This window comes from Desulfuromonas acetoxidans DSM 684 (genome assembly GCF_000167355.1).
Classification (GTDB): Bacteria; Desulfobacterota; Desulfuromonadia; order Desulfuromonadales; family Desulfuromonadaceae; genus Desulfuromonas; species Desulfuromonas acetoxidans.
On sequence record NZ_AAEW02000003.1, the window covers coordinates 1 to 16,860 of the forward strand.

Annotated in this window: 15 protein-coding genes and 1 other annotated feature; all 15 genes read right to left on the minus strand. The window is 50.6% G+C overall.

From position 1 onward, the window contains the following. Positions 1-75 precede the first annotated feature (75 nt). Complete coding sequence (truA, locus tag DACE_RS02510; RefSeq protein ID WP_005998077.1) at positions 76-831, minus strand: tRNA pseudouridine(38-40) synthase TruA; 756 nt, start codon at positions 829-831, stop codon at positions 76-78. Between the two features lie 6 nt (positions 832-837). Further along, on the minus strand, positions 838-1,845 hold the full coding sequence (locus tag DACE_RS02515; RefSeq protein WP_005998079.1) for an aspartate-semialdehyde dehydrogenase: 1,008 nt from the start codon (positions 1,843-1,845) through the stop codon (positions 838-840). A gap of 92 nt (positions 1,846-1,937) precedes the next feature. Next, a complete protein-coding gene (asd, locus tag DACE_RS02520) occupies positions 1,938-3,035 on the minus strand; it encodes an aspartate-semialdehyde dehydrogenase (protein ID WP_005998081.1) in 1,098 nt (365 codons plus the stop codon). 50 nt (positions 3,036-3,085) lie between these two features. Beyond that, positions 3,086-4,177 carry a 3-isopropylmalate dehydrogenase gene (gene leuB, locus DACE_RS02525; RefSeq protein WP_005998082.1) on the minus strand — a complete coding sequence of 364 codons (1,092 nt, stop codon included), beginning with the start codon at positions 4,175-4,177 and terminating at the stop codon, positions 3,086-3,088. A 309-nt stretch (positions 4,178-4,486) separates the two neighbouring features. Beyond that, positions 4,487-5,017, minus strand: a complete 531-nt coding sequence (locus DACE_RS02530; RefSeq protein ID WP_005998083.1) for a 3-isopropylmalate dehydratase small subunit — start codon at positions 5,015-5,017, stop codon at positions 4,487-4,489. Positions 5,018-5,040: 23 nt separating this feature from the next. Further along, on the minus strand, positions 5,041-6,324 hold the full coding sequence (locus DACE_RS02535) for a 3-isopropylmalate dehydratase large subunit (protein ID WP_005998084.1): 1,284 nt from the start codon (positions 6,322-6,324) through the stop codon (positions 5,041-5,043). Positions 6,325-6,484: 160 nt separating this feature from the next. Then, positions 6,485-8,023: a 2-isopropylmalate synthase gene (locus DACE_RS02540; RefSeq protein WP_005998085.1), complete on the minus strand. Its 1,539-nt coding sequence runs from the start codon at positions 8,021-8,023 to the stop codon at positions 6,485-6,487. Positions 8,024-8,248: 225 nt separating this feature from the next. Next, positions 8,249-8,470 (minus strand) — a binding site (T-box leader). 98 nt (positions 8,471-8,568) lie between these two features. After that, entirely contained in the window at positions 8,569-9,327 is a 759-nt protein-coding gene (gene pssA / locus DACE_RS02545) for a CDP-diacylglycerol--serine O-phosphatidyltransferase (protein WP_005998086.1), read from the minus strand. Continuing rightward, the gene (locus DACE_RS02550) at positions 9,324-9,968 is read right to left on the minus strand and encodes a phosphatidylserine decarboxylase family protein (RefSeq protein ID WP_005998087.1); all 645 of its coding nucleotides are present in this window, start codon (positions 9,966-9,968) and stop codon (positions 9,324-9,326) included. Before DACE_RS02550 ends, pssA begins: the two co-directional genes overlap by 4 nt. A 173-nt stretch (positions 9,969-10,141) precedes the next feature. Further along, the gene (gene ilvN / locus DACE_RS02555) at positions 10,142-10,639 is read right to left on the minus strand and encodes an acetolactate synthase small subunit (RefSeq protein ID WP_005998088.1); all 498 of its coding nucleotides are present in this window, start codon (positions 10,637-10,639) and stop codon (positions 10,142-10,144) included. An 82-nt stretch (positions 10,640-10,721) separates the two neighbouring features. Further along, on the minus strand, positions 10,722-12,419 hold the full coding sequence (ilvB, locus tag DACE_RS02560) for a biosynthetic-type acetolactate synthase large subunit (protein WP_005998089.1): 1,698 nt from the start codon (positions 12,417-12,419) through the stop codon (positions 10,722-10,724). A 71-nt stretch (positions 12,420-12,490) separates the two neighbouring features. Continuing rightward, on the minus strand, positions 12,491-14,341 hold the full coding sequence (gene ilvD / locus DACE_RS02565) for a dihydroxy-acid dehydratase (RefSeq protein ID WP_005998090.1): 1,851 nt from the start codon (positions 14,339-14,341) through the stop codon (positions 12,491-12,493). Between the two features lie 175 nt (positions 14,342-14,516). Further along, entirely contained in the window at positions 14,517-14,735 is a 219-nt protein-coding gene (locus tag DACE_RS02570; protein WP_005998092.1) for an HP1242/YdcH family protein, read from the minus strand. 101 nt (positions 14,736-14,836) lie between these two features. Further along, positions 14,837-15,535 carry a tRNA (adenosine(37)-N6)-threonylcarbamoyltransferase complex dimerization subunit type 1 TsaB gene (gene tsaB, locus DACE_RS02575; protein WP_005998093.1) on the minus strand — a complete coding sequence of 233 codons (699 nt, stop codon included), beginning with the start codon at positions 15,533-15,535 and terminating at the stop codon, positions 14,837-14,839. Continuing rightward, positions 15,535-16,857 carry an RIP metalloprotease RseP gene (rseP, locus tag DACE_RS02580; RefSeq protein ID WP_005998094.1) on the minus strand — a complete coding sequence of 441 codons (1,323 nt, stop codon included), beginning with the start codon at positions 16,855-16,857 and terminating at the stop codon, positions 15,535-15,537. Before rseP ends, tsaB begins: the two co-directional genes overlap by 1 nt. Positions 16,858-16,860 lie beyond the last annotated feature (3 nt).

The window sequence follows — 16,860 nt, forward strand, 5'->3', positions numbered from 1 at the left end:
CCTCTCATCTATTAAAATCTGCGTACTGTACGGGGCTCACAGAAGCACGAAACATAGCCGATTCAAGGATGTTCGTCAAGTGATTTCAATATTTTTTTCATACCAGACCTGCATCAGACACAAGCCCTGTGCAGGCGCAGTCAAACCGGCCCGACAGCGCTGCCCCGAGGCTAGGATTTCGGCAAGTTGACCAGCAGTTAACTTAGCTCGTCCCACCTCGACCAAACTGCCGACAATGATGCGCACCATGTTCTTTAAAAAACCACTGCCACGCACATCAATGATCAACTCATCGCCCTCGTCAATAAGCAACACCTCAAACAGGGTTCGCTGTGTTGTTGCTGCAGCACAGCCTGACGCTTGAAACGCGGCAAAATCATGTGTGCCGACAAGAGCATCCGCAGCCTGTGTCATCGCCTCAACATCCAGGCCACCAGCAACATGCCAACTGGTTAAACGGTGCAAAGGCGATCGAATCCGTCCCCGATAGAGCCGATAACGGTACCATTTGCCCTGTGCATCAAAGCGGGCATGAAAATCATCGGCAACCCGACAGACCTGACGAACCACGATATCCTGCGGCAAAAAACGGTTGACCCCTTCGCGGTAAGCGGACAAAGGCAGCAGGGTCTCGACATCGAAATGAGCCTTCATGTCAATTGCGTGAACTCCTGCATCCGTCCGTCCGGATGAATACACCCGAACTGAAGCGCCGATCACCTGTGCAAGAGCCGATTCAATCTGTTCCTGCACCGTCTGAGCATTGGGCTGCACTTGCCAGCCCCCATAGGAGGTGCCGTCGTATTCAACAGTGAGACACAAGCGCGGCATAGCTACTTAATTTCTCCACGCCTGCTCAACCATCTGAACCATATTGACAGCCGTCCCCTTACGTAAATTGTCCATAGCGACAAACACCTGAAAGGCCGTGGACGCATCATTGGCTGGCCGCAAGCGACCAACCTGAACATCATCCACCCCCGCTGAATCAATCGGCATGGGATATTCTCCCTGCGACGCATCATCCAGCAACTCAATCCCTGGCGCATCGGTGAGGGCCTGCTCAAGACAATTCACGTCTACAGATTGGTCAAATTCAACATAAAGACTCGCACAATCACCGTAAAAAACCGGCACGCGCATCGCGGTTAAAGCAACCTCAAGCCTGTCATTTCCCAGCAAGTGAAGGAGTTCCATCTGCACCCGCTGTTCATGATCCGTTTCTCGCCCTTCACCAAACGTCCCAACCTGCGGCACGCAATTGAACGCCATTTGGTGGGGAAAACAACCTTTCTTTGCCGGACGGCCGTTAAGCAACTCACCGCACTGTTTGCGCAGGTCGTCCACCCCTTTGATGCCACAACCTGAAACCGATTCAAAGGTGGTAATGACCACTTTTTTCAGCGCCACACAAGACGCCAGTTGCGCCAAAGGCAAAGCCAACATCGTTGTTACACTGGCAGGATTGGATAAGACACGATGCTTGGCGCGGTCCAGACTAGCACCATTGATCTCCGGAACCACCAGAGTTGCCGCCTCTCGCGCTATCCACGGTGCAGTTGCATCAACACATAATGCACCGGCCTGCTTGGCACGCGGCAGGAATTCTTCCGAAACACTTTGCGTAGCACAGAAAAAAGCCACATCAACATCAATAAAGGAATCCTTGTCAAGAGCCTGAACCGCGACCGGCTCATCACAAAAGTCGATGAAATCACCGACAGAGTTTTCCGAGGCATACAAGCGCAAATTCCGCACTGGGAATTCCCGTTCTTCCAACACCTCAATCAACTGGCGACCAACAGCTCCTGTCGCTCCAACTACAGCAATCGTTAAAGGGATCATGACGCACTCCTGAAAAAACAACATGGCCCGCCCACATCAGTGCAGACGAACCATGTCATTGTGTCACAAACGTAATCGCTTTGAGCGATTTTTTATTTTTCCAGCAAGATTTGCAACATGCGGCGCAGAGGCTCAGCCGCCCCCCACAGAAGTTGATCACCGCAGGTAAATGCAGAAAGGTACTGCGGCCCCATCTTCATTTTACGCACCCGGCCAACCGGAACGGTCAAGGTACCGGAAACGGCTGCAGGAGTCAGTTGTTGTAACGTCTGCTCTTTGAAGTTGGGAACCAATTGCACCCAGTCATTATCATTGGCGATCAGCCTCTCAATCTCCTCGATGGGGAGATCCTTATTCAGCTTAATCGTCAACGCTTGGCTGTGACAACGCATGGCTCCAATACGCACACAAATCCCATCGATGGGGATTGGACTTTCAGCAGCCAGGATCTTATTGGTTTCCGCATAGCCCTTCCACTCTTCACGACTTTGACCATCTTCCACTTCACGATCAATCCACGGCAACACACTGCCAGCCAAAGCATGGCCAAATTCCGAAGTCGGCAATTGATCACTGCGCAGCATCTCGGTCACTTTTTTGTCAATATCAAGGATTGCTGAAGAAGGATCAGCCAGTAAGTCGGCGACAGAATCTTCCAGCACACCCATCTGTCCAAGCAATTCGCGCATATTGGGCGCACCGGCACCGGATGCCGCCTGATAGGTCATGGAAGACACCCATTCGACCAAACCGGCACGGAACAGCCCTCCGATAGCCATCAGCATCAGGCTAACGGTGCAATTACCGCCAATAAAGTCCTTCTGACCAGCAGCCAATGCTTTATCAATCACCTGACGGTTCACCGGATCAAGGACGATGACAGCATCATCAACCATGCGCAATGAGCTGGCCGCATCAATCCAATAGCCCTGCCAGCCGGCTTCACGCAGAGGGCCGTGCACAGCCTTGGTGTAATCGCCCCCTTGGCAGGTCACAACGGCATCCAAGGTTTTAAGCTCGGCAATATCGGTGGCATCCTTGAGCGTTCCCGCCCCCATAGGAGCATCTTGCCCCACCTGCGAGGTGGAGAAAAAGACCGGCTCAATCCCGTTGAAATCATTTTCCTCCTGCATACGCTGCAGAAGCACAGAACCAACCATACCGCGCCAACCGATAAATCCGACTTTCATCCTTTTGTTCCTTTACTGAAAAAACATCGTTGTTTTAAAATATTGCAGCGCTAAAGCGCCGCAACAATGGCATCACCCATCTCGCAGGTGTTTAATTTCTTTTCATCACTGGTCCCCTGGTAGATATCACCAGTACGGTAGCCCTGATTAAGCACCGTTTCTACGGCTTTATCAATAGCATCCGCTGCATCGCCCATGGAGAACGAGTAGCGCAGCATCATCGATGCAGACAAAATTTGAGCAATGGGGTTCGCAATCCCCTGACCTGCGATATCCGGAGCACTGCCGCCTGACGGCTCATACATACCGAAGGAACCTTCCGCCAGCGAAGCGGACGGTAACATCCCCAGAGAACCGGTCAACATGGCAGCTTCATCGGAAATGATATCGCCAAACATATTCCCGCACAACATGACATCAAATTGCTTTGGCCAGCGCACCAGCTGCATGGCCGCATTATCAACATACATATGTGACAGCTCAACATCAGGGTAATCTTTGGCGACACGCTCCACCACTTCACGCCAGACAACAGATGTTGACAGGACGTTCGCCTTGTCAATGCTGCACACTTTACTGCCACGCTTACGCGCCACATCAAAAGCTACACGCGTGATCCGCTCAATCTCCGGCTCGGTGTACATCATGGTGTCAAAACCACGCTTGACGCCATCAACCGTTTCAACCCCCTTGGGTTCAGAGAAGTAAATGCCGCCGGTCAGCTCACGCACAACCAGGATATTAAAACCACCTTCGATCACTTCTTCCTTCAAAGAAGAGCTGCCGGTCAATGCTGGGAAGATGATCGCCGGACGAAGATTGCAAAACAGACCGAAAATCTTACGCAACGGCAACAGTGCGCCGCGTTCTGGTTGCTCATCCGGAGGCAGGGTTTCCCACTTCGGGCCACCAACGCTGCCAAACAGGATGGCATCGGACTGCCGACAGGTTTCCACAGTTTTTTCGGGCAGAGCCTTGCCATCATTATCAATACCGGCACCGCCGACATTGGCCATGGTCTTGTCAAAAGACACATCGTATTTTTTCTCAATGGCATCAAGAACCTTGATTGCCTCAGCCATCACCTCGGGACCAATACCGTCACCGGGAAGAACCGCTACCTTAAATGTTTGCGTTGCCATAGTTGTCTCTCCTCCTCACCTTTCATTTGAGGCACCATTGCTTAAGCCATGCGAGCACAGCCTGCCGATTCAATGCGTCCGGTACCGTCATAAAAGTGTCATTACTATAGAAATCGGCTCAAATAATTGTCAAACAGTTTTGTCATTAATCAGCTCAAAACGCACCTACATGTGCCACAAACGTCACACATAATGAGCCAAACGAGACACATAGCCTTACATAAAAAAGGGCTGGAGAACTCCAGCCCTTTTCAACAAACAGTTCGGCTGGACACAGCTGAATAATCTCAGAAATGCCCACTCGTTGAATTAATAGCGTTCGTCAGCAAATTCAACCCAGCCACCGGCCTTAACCAGAGCTTTGTCAAATTCAGAGATTTCAAAATTAAACATCTTCTCCTGACCGGCACTACATGCCTTAATTTTCTGACCGTCAACATCAACGTCAATCGTCACCTGACCTGACTTGGCCAGCTCAAACAACAGATCAATATCCGACTTAGGCAATTCAATGGCCAGCATACCACCGTTAAACATATTTTGACGGAAGATACGCGCATAACCTTCAGCTATGATCGTATGAACATCATTGACCTCGAACACCCAGGGCGCATGCTCACGAGATGAACCACAACCAAAGTTTTGCCGTGAAACCACAACACGTGCATTTTTCAGCGCTTCACCCTTCGGATCAAAACCATCCAACTTGAGATCCTCAAGCATATACGGCTTCAAGGCATCCTTAGTGACTTCGGTCAGATACTTGGCCGGAATAATTTCGTCGGTATTAATATCAGAACGATCGAGAAAGATCGCCGGACCTTTAAAGATTTTTTCCATAACTGCGCTTTCCTTTCGTTCGTCTATTTCAATGTCCGTGCATCGGTGATTTTACCGGTAATAGCCGTTGCTGCAGCTGTTGCCGGACTCATCAGATGGACCATACCGCCCTTGCCCATGCGGCCATTGAAGTTACGGTTACTGGTAGAAGCACAGACCTCCCCTTCAGCCAATACGCCGTTACTCATCCCGAGACAGGCACCGCAGGTTGGATTGGTGACACAGAAGCCGGCATCCATAAAAATTTGGATAATCCCTTCAGCCAAAGCATCACGGAAAATCTTCGGCGTTGCCGGAGAAACAATGCCACGGACAGTATCCGCAATTCGCCGGCCCTTTAAAATCGCTGCCGCCTCGCGCAAATCTTCAATACGGCCATTGGTACAGGTGCCGATATAGATCTGATCAACAGGAGCGCCTGCCATTTCAGACACCGGTTTCACACAGTCAGGCTTGTAGCCATAGGTCACATGGGGCTCAAGGGTCGAGATATTGAAATCCAGCACCTGATCATAACTGGCATCCGCATCAGAATGCCATTTTTTGAAGTCCGCAGCCGCCGCAGCTTTATCAGCATACTCATCCTGGATAAACGGCCACAGATAATCCACGGTCACCTCATCCGGCATACAGATACCACAGGTGCCCCCGGCCTCAATCGCCATATTACACAGAGTCATGCGTGACTCCATACTCATGGCATCCACCACGGGTCCGGCAAACTCAATCACCCGGTCAGTGGCGCCATTGACGCCCAACTGGCCGATCACGTAGAGAATAACATCCTTGGCAAAAACGCCATCAGACAAGGCGCCATTGAGATTCACGCGAATGGTCGCAGGCTCACGAAACGCACAAACACCCTTGAGAATCCCCACTTCCAGGTCAGTGGTACCAACACCAGCGGCAAACGCACCGAACGCCCCATGGGTACAGGTGTGGCTATCGCCCATGATGGCGGTAAAGCCGGGACGGATGAACCCTTTTTCAGGAAACAGGGCATGGCAAACACCGTTGTGGCCGACATCAAAAAAGTCGGTGATTTCATGACGACGCGCCCAATCGCGCAGCATCTTCGCCTGAATGGCTGTTTTGGTATCTTTGGACGGAGTGACATGATCGATCACCGCCTTGATTTTTTCCTTGTCAAAAACCCGATCCTTACCGCGCCATTCCAGATCTGCTATAGCGATCGGGGTAGTGATCTCATGACACAACACACGGTCCAGATCCAGAACTTTTGTTCCGGAAAACGGCTCATCACGCAGATGGCTCGCAAAGATTTTTTCTGCAATCGTCTTTCCCATAATCTCTCCTTCACTCTATCTTTTACACGATCAATCGTGTCAGCACAAAACAGTCTGCCGACAAATCCCTATAACAGCGTAAACAGCAACGCACACCATACAGCAAAACGGGACGCCTGAACAGCGCCCCGTGATGCCAGCCTGTATTTTTACACCGATTCTACAGATCTACCGGTGTGCGTTTTTGCAACGAAGCAATCTTGTTCAGAGCGTTGATATAAGCCTTGGCAGCCGCAACAATAATATCAGGGTGAGCCCCCTGTCCTAATTGCTCACGACCTTGCTCTTCCAAACGCACTGTACACTCGCCCTGAGCATCTGTACCGCCGGTAATAGCGCCCACTGAAAAATGCAACAGCCGCACATCACAGCCGGAGAGATCTTTGATCGCTTTGAAGGTTGCGTCAACCGGACCGTCACCAATCACAGCCGTCTTGCATATTTCACCATCCACTTCCATTTGAACCGTTGCCGTCGGTGCGGCAAAGGAACCAGATGACACATTCATCTGCAACAACTTGTAACGCTCGGGAACGCGGATAATCTCATCGGCAACAATCGCATCAAGGTCTTCATCAAAGATCTCTTTTTTCACATCAGCCAACGCCTTGAAGCGGACAAAAGCTTTCTCAATATCCTCTTTGGACAGATCGTAGCCAAGGCTTTCCAAACGCTGAATAAATGCGTGGCGACCGGAGTGCTTGCCGAGAACCAACTTATTTTGATTGAGACCGATGGATTCCGGCGTCATGATCTCATACGTCGATTTCTCCATCAGCACACCATGCTGGTGAATTCCAGCTTCATGGGCAAATGCGTTAGCACCGACAATCGCCTTATTCGGTTGCACAACGATCCCGGTAATAGTCGTCAGCAAACGGCTGGTGGCATAGATGTGTTCGGTAACCACATCGGTCTTATAGGGCATGATATCCTGACGTGTCTTAAGCCCCATCACCACTTCCTCTAAAGAACAGTTACCGGCCCGCTCGCCAATTCCGTTCACAGTACACTCCACCTGCCCCGCCCCGGCGCGGATAGCGGCCAGAGAGTTAGCGACAGACAAACCGAGATCATTATGGCAGTGAACTGAGATCACCGCCCTTTCAATATTCGGCACATTCTCCTTCAGATAGCGGATAATGTCATAGTATTCATTGGGCATGGTGTAGCCGACTGTATCGGGGATGTTCACGGTAGTGGCACCGGCATCAATCACCGCCTCGACAATCCGTGCCAGAAATGGCAACCGGGTACGAACCGCATCTTCGGCGGAAAATTCAACATTAGGCGTATAGCCGGCAGCACGCTTAACGGCCTTAACCGCCGTTTCAACCACCTCATCCTCGGTCATTTTCAGCTTATGTTTCATATGAATATCGCTGGTCGCGATAAACGTATGAATACGGCCACGATCACCGGCATATTTCAAAGCTTCCCAAGCGCGGTCAATATCCTTGTCGTTGGCTCGCGACAGGCCAGCAATCTGCGGTCCCTTGATGGTCTGGGCAATCTTTTTGACCGCCTCAAAATCACCTTCCGAGGCGATGGGGAAACCGGCTTCCATAACATCAACATTCATTTTTTCAAGCTGATGAGCGATACGCAGCTTCTCCTCAATGGTCATACTGGCACCGGGAGACTGCTCACCATCACGTAACGTGGTATCAAAAATCAAAATCTTCTTGGGTTCAGACATATTGTCCTCCTGACATAACGCCCCGGCTATAACGAACAGGGGCCTGCGTAGAATAAGGGTACAGTGTAACAAAACAAAGAGACCTGACTAGCTCACCTAGGTCGGATTCCACACAACCACCCCCTTTCCTGTAAAATTTAGCAGACGCTTCACAAAGCCCATATCTGGACCACAACATCGACTGACTGGAGTTAAAAACAAAAAAGGCTTCCCCCCCTGAATAACTTCAGGGGCGAAAGCCTGTAGCTTACGCGGTACCACCCTGTTTCGGTCCGATCCTCAGGACCCTTAGTTAAACCCTTTACGCAGGCTCACGATCACGACTAGACTGTTTGCTTCATCGCAACGGCTCCAAGGCGAGTTCACCCTTATCCTGTACTGGCTTTCAGCAACCGCCAGCTCTCTGAGACAGGAATAGGAGTTACTACTCCTCTTCAACGCCTTTGACTAATACTTGAACTAAATCATACCTGAACAACCCAAGTCAAACAAACTTAGCGGAATTTTTTTTCCGCGTGTCGTTTTTCAACCCGGTAAGATTAAGTTTAGCCCTGTGAAACTTTCTTTTCCCGACGGCGTCGCAAATAACCCATCAAAGCAAGAACCGGGCTGAACATGGTATAGGTGAGGAAAATAATAAAGAACATTACAGCAGGTTGCGCCACGATGACAATAATCAGCACAATGGCCAGAACCAAGATACCGAACGGCCGCCGTTTATACAGTTCCGGGTCTTTAAAAGAGTAATACGGCACATTACTGACCATAAGAACAGCCAAACCATAAATCAGCACAAGAACAGAAACCATACGGATGGTTCCGGTACCACCAAGATGGTAGAACAGCAATACACAGGCCGCAACCATACTGGCCGCCGCCGGAATGGGCAAACCGATGAAATTTTTCGACTCGACCGTGCTGGCTTGAACATTGAACCGCGCCAGCCGCAAGGCACCGCAAACCACGTAGAGGAATGCAGCCAGCCAGCCGAGTTTTCCGAACGGCTGCAATGCCCAAGTGTACATTAAAACACCGGGAGCAACGCCGAAGGCGACCAGATCCGACAACGAATCGTATTCAACACCAAACTGACTGGTGGTATTGGTCAAACGGGCTATTTTGCCATCCAAGGTATCAAAAACTGCGGAGACCAGAATGAACCAGGCTGCCACATCGTATTTGTGGTTCATACTGGCAACAATGCCGTAAAAACCGGCAAACAAGCTTCCAGTGGTTACCAGATTGGGCAGGATATACACGCCACGGCGCACATTTTCCCGCCGGTCGCTGAACGATTTTTTCATTGTAATTGTCCTATTACGGTTTCGCCACCAACACAAACGTCGCCAATTCGAAGCTCGCTTACGGTATCTTTGGGTAAATAAACATCCAGTCGTGATCCAAACCGGATCAAACCAAAACGCTGGCCACACTCAAGTACATCGCCAATCACAGGATAGGTCACAATCCTGCGGGCAATCAAGCCTGCAATTTGAACGACAACGACTTTACGCCCTGACGTTGTTTCCACCAGCATGCCTGCTTGCTCATTTTCCAGGCTTGCCTTGTCCAGTGACGCGTTGAAGAACTGTCCTTTATTGTAAAATTGATCAACAACCTTGCCGGAACACGGCACGCGGTTGACATGAACATCTAACAGCGACATGAAAATACTGATTTTAAGAACTTCGTCTTTACAATAACGTTCTTCGCGGACAATATCGGCAAACACCACTTTGCCGTCCGCCGGTGCCACAACAAGACCTTCACCCTGTGGTACGGTGCGGTCTGGATTACGAAAGAAATAAACAGAGAACAACGTGACCGCAAGACACAAAACCGTAATCAAACTCCAGTCAAGCAGAGCCACAACAAGGGTTACAAAGGCAAATAAGCCCACAAACGGATAGCCTTCAACAGCGATCGGCTGATTTTGATTGCGCATCATCTCACCTTACATAAAATCGGGGGCGAAAAATCGCCCCCGTCTACAAATTCAACTCTGACTCAGTGCACAAAACCTGCTTTCAGGTACACTAACAGACGAACCTGTTTCATATACCATAAAAGCGCTTTAAACAAAACCGTGTTCACATATTGGCACGATGGATGACCACCTTACTCAGCGCTTTTCCACCCTTTTGCGCCGCGCCCCAAAACAACCGGGCCAGAACGGACCAGTTCTTTCAGCCCCAAAGGACGCAACAGTTCGATGAGCGCATTGATTTTTTGAGGTGTCCCTGTCGCTTCAAGAGAATAAGACCTTGGGGTCACATCCACAACATTGGCGCGAAAAATATCGGCAATACGCAACACTTCAGCACGCGTTTCTGCTTCTGCCGTCACTTTAACCAGCAACATTTCACGCTCGACAAAATCCTGGTCGGTAAAATCAATGACCTTGATAACATCAATCAGCTTATTGAGCTGCTTGGTCACCTGCTCAAGAATCCGCTCATCACCACTGGTTACAATGGTCATGCGCGAAATACTCTCATCAATGGTCGGGGCGACGGACAAACTGTCAATATTAAATCCGCGTCCGGAGAACAATCCGGCAACACGCGGTAAAACGCCAAACTCATTTTCAACTAAAACGGATATTGTGTGCTTCATGCAGCAATCTCCCTGGCTACGGTTCTTCGTTTCAGTCCGCAGCAATCAAGAATGGATATCAACTCAATCGACTCAAACGCCATCAGGAGGCCAGAACCATCTCATTCAACCCGGCACCGGCAGGAACCATGGGCAGTACGTTCTCCTCACGAGACACTTTGAACTCCATGATGACCGGACCCGGCGTTTCCAGAGCCTTTTTAATCACATCACCAACCTCTTCCACCTTGGTGGCACGCAGGCCGGTTGCACCATAGGCTTCAGCCAGCTTGATAAAGTCAATGGGCAGCTCCATGCACGTCTGGCTGTAGCGTTTATCAAAAAACAACTGCTGCCATTGACGTACCATACCAAGGAAATTGTTATTAAGAATCACAATCTTGACCGGCAGACGATACTGAACCAACGTGGCCAGCTCCTGAGAATTCATCTGAAACGAACCATCACCGGAGATATCAATAACCTGACGCTCCGGGAATGCGGCCTGCGCTCCGAGCGCGGCCGGCAAGCCAAAGCCCATAGTACCCAAGCCGCCAGAGGTAACAAAGGTGCGCGGCTGTGAAAAATCAAAGAACTGGGCAGTCCACATCTGGTGCTGACCAACTTCCGTGGTGATAATGGCATCGTCGTCCGTCAATTCACGCAACTTTTCGATAACATACTGCGGTTTGATGGTCGACTTTGTCTGCTTGTACGACATAGGATGCTGCTCTTTCCACTCATCAACCTGTGCCCTCCAGGCATCCGTCGCTTCGATGGTTTCTTTAAGCTCATCCTGGTCACGCTGTACTTTTTCCGTAAGGCGCGGCAGAACATCATCCAGCATACCGACAACCGGCAAGTCGACACGGACGTTTTTCTTGATTGAGGTCGGATCAACATCCACATGGATGATCTTCGCATGAGGCGCAAAGGTGGCAATTTTCCCAGTAACCCGGTCATCAAAACGGGCACCCAGAGCGATCAGCAGATCGGAATTGGTCACCGCCATATTGGCGTAGAAGGTGCCGTGCATACCGAGCATCCCCACAGACAACGGATGCGTTTTCGGGAAGCTGGCCATCCCCATCAAGGTGGTTGTAACCGGAGCCTGAATCGTTTCAGCAAACTTCAAAAGATCTTCAGAGACATCGGATAGCGTCGCGCCACCACCAACGTAAATGACCGGCTTACGGGCCGCTAGAATCATTTTTGTTGCTTTTTCCAACTGGCGGGGATTAGCGTTCACTGTAGGTTTATAGCCACGCAGCTCAACACTCTCCGGATAAGAAAATGTTGTTGAATCAACCTGGACATCCTTAGGCAGATCAATCAGAACCGGACCGGGGCGACCGGTACGGGCAATGTAAAAGGCTTGCTTGACAATCCGGGCAAGATCTTTGACATCACGCACCAGATAATTATGCTTGGTAATTGGACGGGTGATACCGATCATGTCGGCTTCCTGAAAAGCGTCATTACCAATCAGCGGCGTCGGAACCTGGCCTGAGATGATCACCATGGGAATCGAATCCATGTAAGCGGTTGCAATGCCGGTAATGGTGTTGGTTGCACCGGGCCCGCTGGTAGCAATCGCCACACCAACGTTTCCAGTCACACGCGCATACGCATCAGCCGCATGAACAGCAGCCTGCTCATGACGATTGAGAATGTGCTTGATCGGCGAATCCATCAGGTCGTCATAGATATTGATAACCGTTCCACCCGGATAGCCAAAAACTGTATCAACGCCCTCAAGGCGCAGACACTCCAACAATATTTGAGATCCTGTTTTTTTCACTGTGTATCCTCCTCCTGTGGCTTACGCCAATTCAAAATCGCCCTGTCATTTTTGCAATATGCATCATGTCGTTATTTTTTCAATTGTTCCAGATCACGCACTGCACCGCGGGCCGCACTGGTTGTCGTTGCCGCATAATTCTGCAGCGCCCGACTCACTTCGCGCTGACGTGCTTTGGGTTGCCAGGCCTTCTCTCCAAGCGCTTCCATGGACTGACGACGTTGATTGAGCACATCATCACTCACTTCTGCACGGATGACCCGCTTAGGAATATCAATGGTAATCTGGTCACCGTTTTCGATCAGCCCCATGGGTCCACCTTCTGCGGACTCGGGTGACACATGGCCAATGGATAACCCGGAGGTACCACCGGAGAAACGCCCATCGGTCACCAGGGCACAAGCTTTACCCAAGCCTTTGGATTTCAGGTAACTGGTCGGATAGAGCATTTCCTGCATCCCCGGTCCGCCTTTAGGCCCTTCGTAACGGATGATCACGACATCACCAGCCTTGACCTTGTCGCCAAGAATACCTTCAATCGCCTCTTCCTGGCTTTCAAAAATACAGGCCGGACCGGCAAAAGTCAGATTGGAATCATCAACACCGGCGGTCTTGACAATGCAGCCTTCCGGGGCCAGATTGCCGTAAAGAACAGCCAGACCGCCATCAGCACTGTAGGCATGATCGATGGAGCGGATGCACCCTTTTTCCCGATCAAGATCAGCCGACTCCCACAACGTTTCCTGGGCAAAGGGCTCCAGACAGCGCTTACGCCCCGGAGCGGCCAGATAACGCCGCTTGGTTGCAGAATCATCCGATGTTGCCAGGTCCCATTTCTCCAACGCCTCCCCCATGGAGTTGCAATGAACAGTGCCCACATCACGATGAACCAGACCGACACGATCCAATTCTGCAAGAATTCCGAGCACACCGCCGGCGCGGTGTACATCTTCCATATGATAATGCTGAACAGCGGGAGCCACCTTACACAGGTTGGGCGTGTTCAAGGACAGACGGTTGATATCCTCCATCGTGAAATCCACCTCGGCTTCCCGTGCGACGCCTAACAGGTGAAGCACGGTATTCGTGGATCCACCCATGGCAATGTCAAGGCGCATGGCGTTCTCAAAAGCTTCCTTGGTAGCAATAGAGCGTGGCAACACTCGGGCATCGTCGTTCTCATACCAAGCTTTTGCCAAACCAACAATCCGCTCAGCCGCTTCGACAAACAGCTCCTTACGATAGGCATGGGTAGCCAACAGGCTGCCGTTACCAGGCAGACTCATCCCCAGAGCCTCTGTCAGACAATTCATCGAATTGGCGGTAAACATTCCTGAACAAGAGCCACAGGTCGGACACGAATTTCCCTCATAGGCAGCTACATCTTCATCGCTTCTTGTCGGATCTGCGGCAACGACCATGGCGTCAACAAGGTCCAAGGCCACATCTTTATCACCGACCCGAGCATGTCCCGCTTCCATGGGACCACCGGTGACAAAGATCGTCGGAATGTTCAAGCGCATGGATGCCATCAACATCCCCGGAGTGACCTTGTCACAGTTGGAGATACACACCAAGGCGTCAACACAGTGAGCATTCGCCATGTATTCCACGGTATCGGCAATCAATTCACGCGACGGCAAGCTGTAGAGCATGCCGTTATGGCCCATAGCAATACCATCACAGATAGCCATGGTGTTCATCTCTTTGGCAATGCCACCGTTTTTTTCAATTTCCTTAACCACCAGTTGCCCGAGATCTTTGAGATGGACATGGCCGGGTACAAACTGGGTGAAGGAATTCACCACAGCAATGATCGGCTTGCCGAAATCTTCAGATTGCACTCCTGTCGCCTGCCACAAGGCACGAGCGCCAGCCATGTTTCTTCCTTGTACGGATTTTGCGGAACGATACTCGGGCATGATTTTTCTCTTATCCTTTTATAGGGTCAAACACGAGCCGTCAGACCATCCGACGACCCGATACATTATTAACAAACAAAAGTTTTCTACTGACAAACTTCTCCAAGATGCACAAAAAGGGCTTGAGATACCCTCAAACCCTTTTTGAATTTATTCGGTCACGAGATCACTTGATCTACGGGTTACTCGCTTTGATAATCTGCTCCATCTCATCTTTACCAGCCAGTTTCATTTTCTGGATTTTTTTTCGTTCCATCTCCTGGTCATCGGAGAGGAATGTCATATTGTCGAGCTGTTGCAACTGCTTTTCAAAAATTTGATGTTCTTCATACAGTTTACGGAACCGGGGATCCCCGGCAAAAAGTTCTCCGATCACTTCCTGGTCTAGATTCATAGAGCACCTCCTAGAAAGGGTCACAATACGTCCACCATGTAGTTTACATTAACCAATGGCTGTGCCCTTGTCAACAGACTGGCGCGCAGAAACGAACAGCGTTAAACCGCTGTCGTTGCGTGTTGCAACTCCGCGTCGGAGGGACGGATATAAACCGGATGAAGATGAAAAGGATCAAGACTGTGGGCTGCCCCACCTTTACGATGAATCAGCAATCCGACGGCACCGGCTTTAGGAACCAGGTTCACATCAGGACACGCTTGCACATTATCATGATCACACTCAAGGAACCAGTGAGAATAACTAACGACGCCATTACCAACAAACAGTGTTTTCTCACATAATTCTTCGATAAGAGATTGAGGAGAAATAACCCTCTCGCTGCCGACAAGATGAGGCAATCCGTCGAGCCAGCGATAGCAGGCGGCGTAGACCTCTTTTTTGCGGGCATCAATAACTGACATGACCGGAATTGTCGAAGGCCCGTTGGAAAAAGCAACAACCTCCAGAGAAGAGACCGGATAAATCGGCTTTTTCAGTGCTAAGGCCAGTCCCTGGACCGTTGCCAAACCAACACGCAAGCCGGTAAATGACCCCGGCCCGGCAACCACACCGAGCCCTTCAATCTGGTCAAGTTGCCCACCGACTTCTTCAAGAATAATATCGGTGTAACGCAACAGGTAATCGGAATGCGTTTTACCCGACACATCCAAGGTCATTTCAGCCAGAACGCGACCATCCTGACACACAGCCACACTGCCACAGGGTGTGGAGCTATCCAGGCACAGGAGCAACGCCATTAACCACTCCCCTGTAAAAACAGTCGAACAATATCATTATAAAACGCCAGGAGCATCAACATCAGCAACAATCCCAAACCAATCTGCTGCATCACCTCTCGGGCTCTTAACGACAACGGACGTCGCCAGACAATCTCGACGAGATTAAAAAACAGATGGCCACCATCCAGAACCGGTATCGGCAGCAGATTGAGAATCCCCAACTGAATACTCAAAAACGACAACACGGTCAGAATTGTACTGAAATCAGTCTGTGCAGCTTGCCCGGCGATCTGCATCACCATAATCGGACCACCGATGTTATCCGCAGGAACATGTCCGGCAACCAGCTTACGGAGAAAAACCAGCGTCAGGTCAATCAACTCCCCAGTACGATGGACCCCGATTTGCAGTGCTTCGAAAAAACCGTATTTGCGCTGTTCCATCATCTGTTGCGGCGTAATTCCGATAAGCCAGACATTGCTCTCGGCTTTTTGCGGAGCAATATCAAACTCGAGTTGGCGGCCGGAACGGTGCACAACAAACCGGGCTTCATCTCCGGCAAGTTGCTGAATTACATTATGCAGCTGATACCAGGAGTCGATGGCTTCATCACCAATGCGGGTAATACGGTCACCAACTTCAAGTCCAGCTTTCTGAGCAGGCATACCGGCATTAACGGTTCCAATCACAGCATCCCGCATCGGCATTAAACCGAGAGACTGTAACCCTTCTAAACTGCCGTTCTCTGCCGGAACGGCAAGCTCCACGATTTGACCCTGACGATCGACAGAGAAATGCAACCGGGCCCCAACCAAGGGGATCAGGGATTTGTCCGTTTGCGTCCAAGTCGTCACCATCTGGTCATTGACGGACACAATGCAGTCCCCAGCATGAAAACCGGCGTTGGCGGCATCGGAGGACTCGATAACGTAACCGATACAGGGTGGGTCATTGAGAAATGTCGGCACATTGACACCGACCATATAGGCCAAAGGCAGCAACATCAGAGGCAAAAGCAAGTTCATGATCGGACCGGCCGCGACAATCGCCATGCGCCGCGAAACCGCTTTTTCCGCAAAGGAGCGCTTTTTCTCCTCCTCAGTAAGGGGTTCCTCCTCTTCACCCACGCCTTCGCCAAGCATCTGCACATAGCCACCGAGCGGAATCAGACTGATCAGGTACTCGGTCTCGCCCCAAGTTCGGCTGACAAGGCGCGGCCCAAACCCCAATGAGAACTTGAGGACCTTAACGCCGGCGAGTTTTGCCACGCAAAAATGACCAAGCTCATGAATAAAAACCAGAACGCCAAGCATCAAAATGCCAGCTACAACGGTTATCATAGT

What these genes read in the sequence shown, in the direction of transcription:
- truA (WP_005998077.1), bottom strand. Translation starts at nt 831, where the DNA reads ATGCCGCGCTTGTGTCTCACTGTTGAATACGACGGCACCTCCTATGGG.
- DACE_RS02515 (WP_005998079.1), bottom strand. Translation starts at nt 1,845, where the DNA reads ATGATCCCTTTAACGATTGCTGTAGTTGGAGCGACAGGAGCTGTTGGT.
- asd (WP_005998081.1), bottom strand. Translation starts at nt 3,035, where the DNA reads ATGAAAGTCGGATTTATCGGTTGGCGCGGTATGGTTGGTTCTGTGCTT.
- leuB (WP_005998082.1), bottom strand. Translation starts at nt 4,177, where the DNA reads ATGGCAACGCAAACATTTAAGGTAGCGGTTCTTCCCGGTGACGGTATT.
- DACE_RS02530 (WP_005998083.1), bottom strand. Translation starts at nt 5,017, where the DNA reads ATGGAAAAAATCTTTAAAGGTCCGGCGATCTTTCTCGATCGTTCTGAT.
- DACE_RS02535 (WP_005998084.1), bottom strand. Translation starts at nt 6,324, where the DNA reads ATGGGAAAGACGATTGCAGAAAAAATCTTTGCGAGCCATCTGCGTGAT.
- DACE_RS02540 (WP_005998085.1), bottom strand. Translation starts at nt 8,023, where the DNA reads ATGTCTGAACCCAAGAAGATTTTGATTTTTGATACCACGTTACGTGAT.
- pssA (WP_005998086.1), bottom strand. Translation starts at nt 9,327, where the DNA reads ATGAAAAAATCGTTCAGCGACCGGCGGGAAAATGTGCGCCGTGGCGTG.
- DACE_RS02550 (WP_005998087.1), bottom strand. Translation starts at nt 9,968, where the DNA reads ATGCGCAATCAAAATCAGCCGATCGCTGTTGAAGGCTATCCGTTTGTG.
- ilvN (WP_005998088.1), bottom strand. Translation starts at nt 10,639, where the DNA reads ATGAAGCACACAATATCCGTTTTAGTTGAAAATGAGTTTGGCGTTTTA.
- ilvD (WP_005998090.1), bottom strand. Translation starts at nt 14,341, where the DNA reads ATGCCCGAGTATCGTTCCGCAAAATCCGTACAAGGAAGAAACATGGCT.
- DACE_RS02570 (WP_005998092.1), bottom strand. Translation starts at nt 14,735, where the DNA reads ATGAATCTAGACCAGGAAGTGATCGGAGAACTTTTTGCCGGGGATCCC.
- tsaB (WP_005998093.1), bottom strand. Translation starts at nt 15,535, where the DNA reads ATGGCGTTGCTCCTGTGCCTGGATAGCTCCACACCCTGTGGCAGTGTG.
- rseP (WP_005998094.1), bottom strand. Translation starts at nt 16,857, where the DNA reads ATGATAACCGTTGTAGCTGGCATTTTGATGCTTGGCGTTCTGGTTTTT.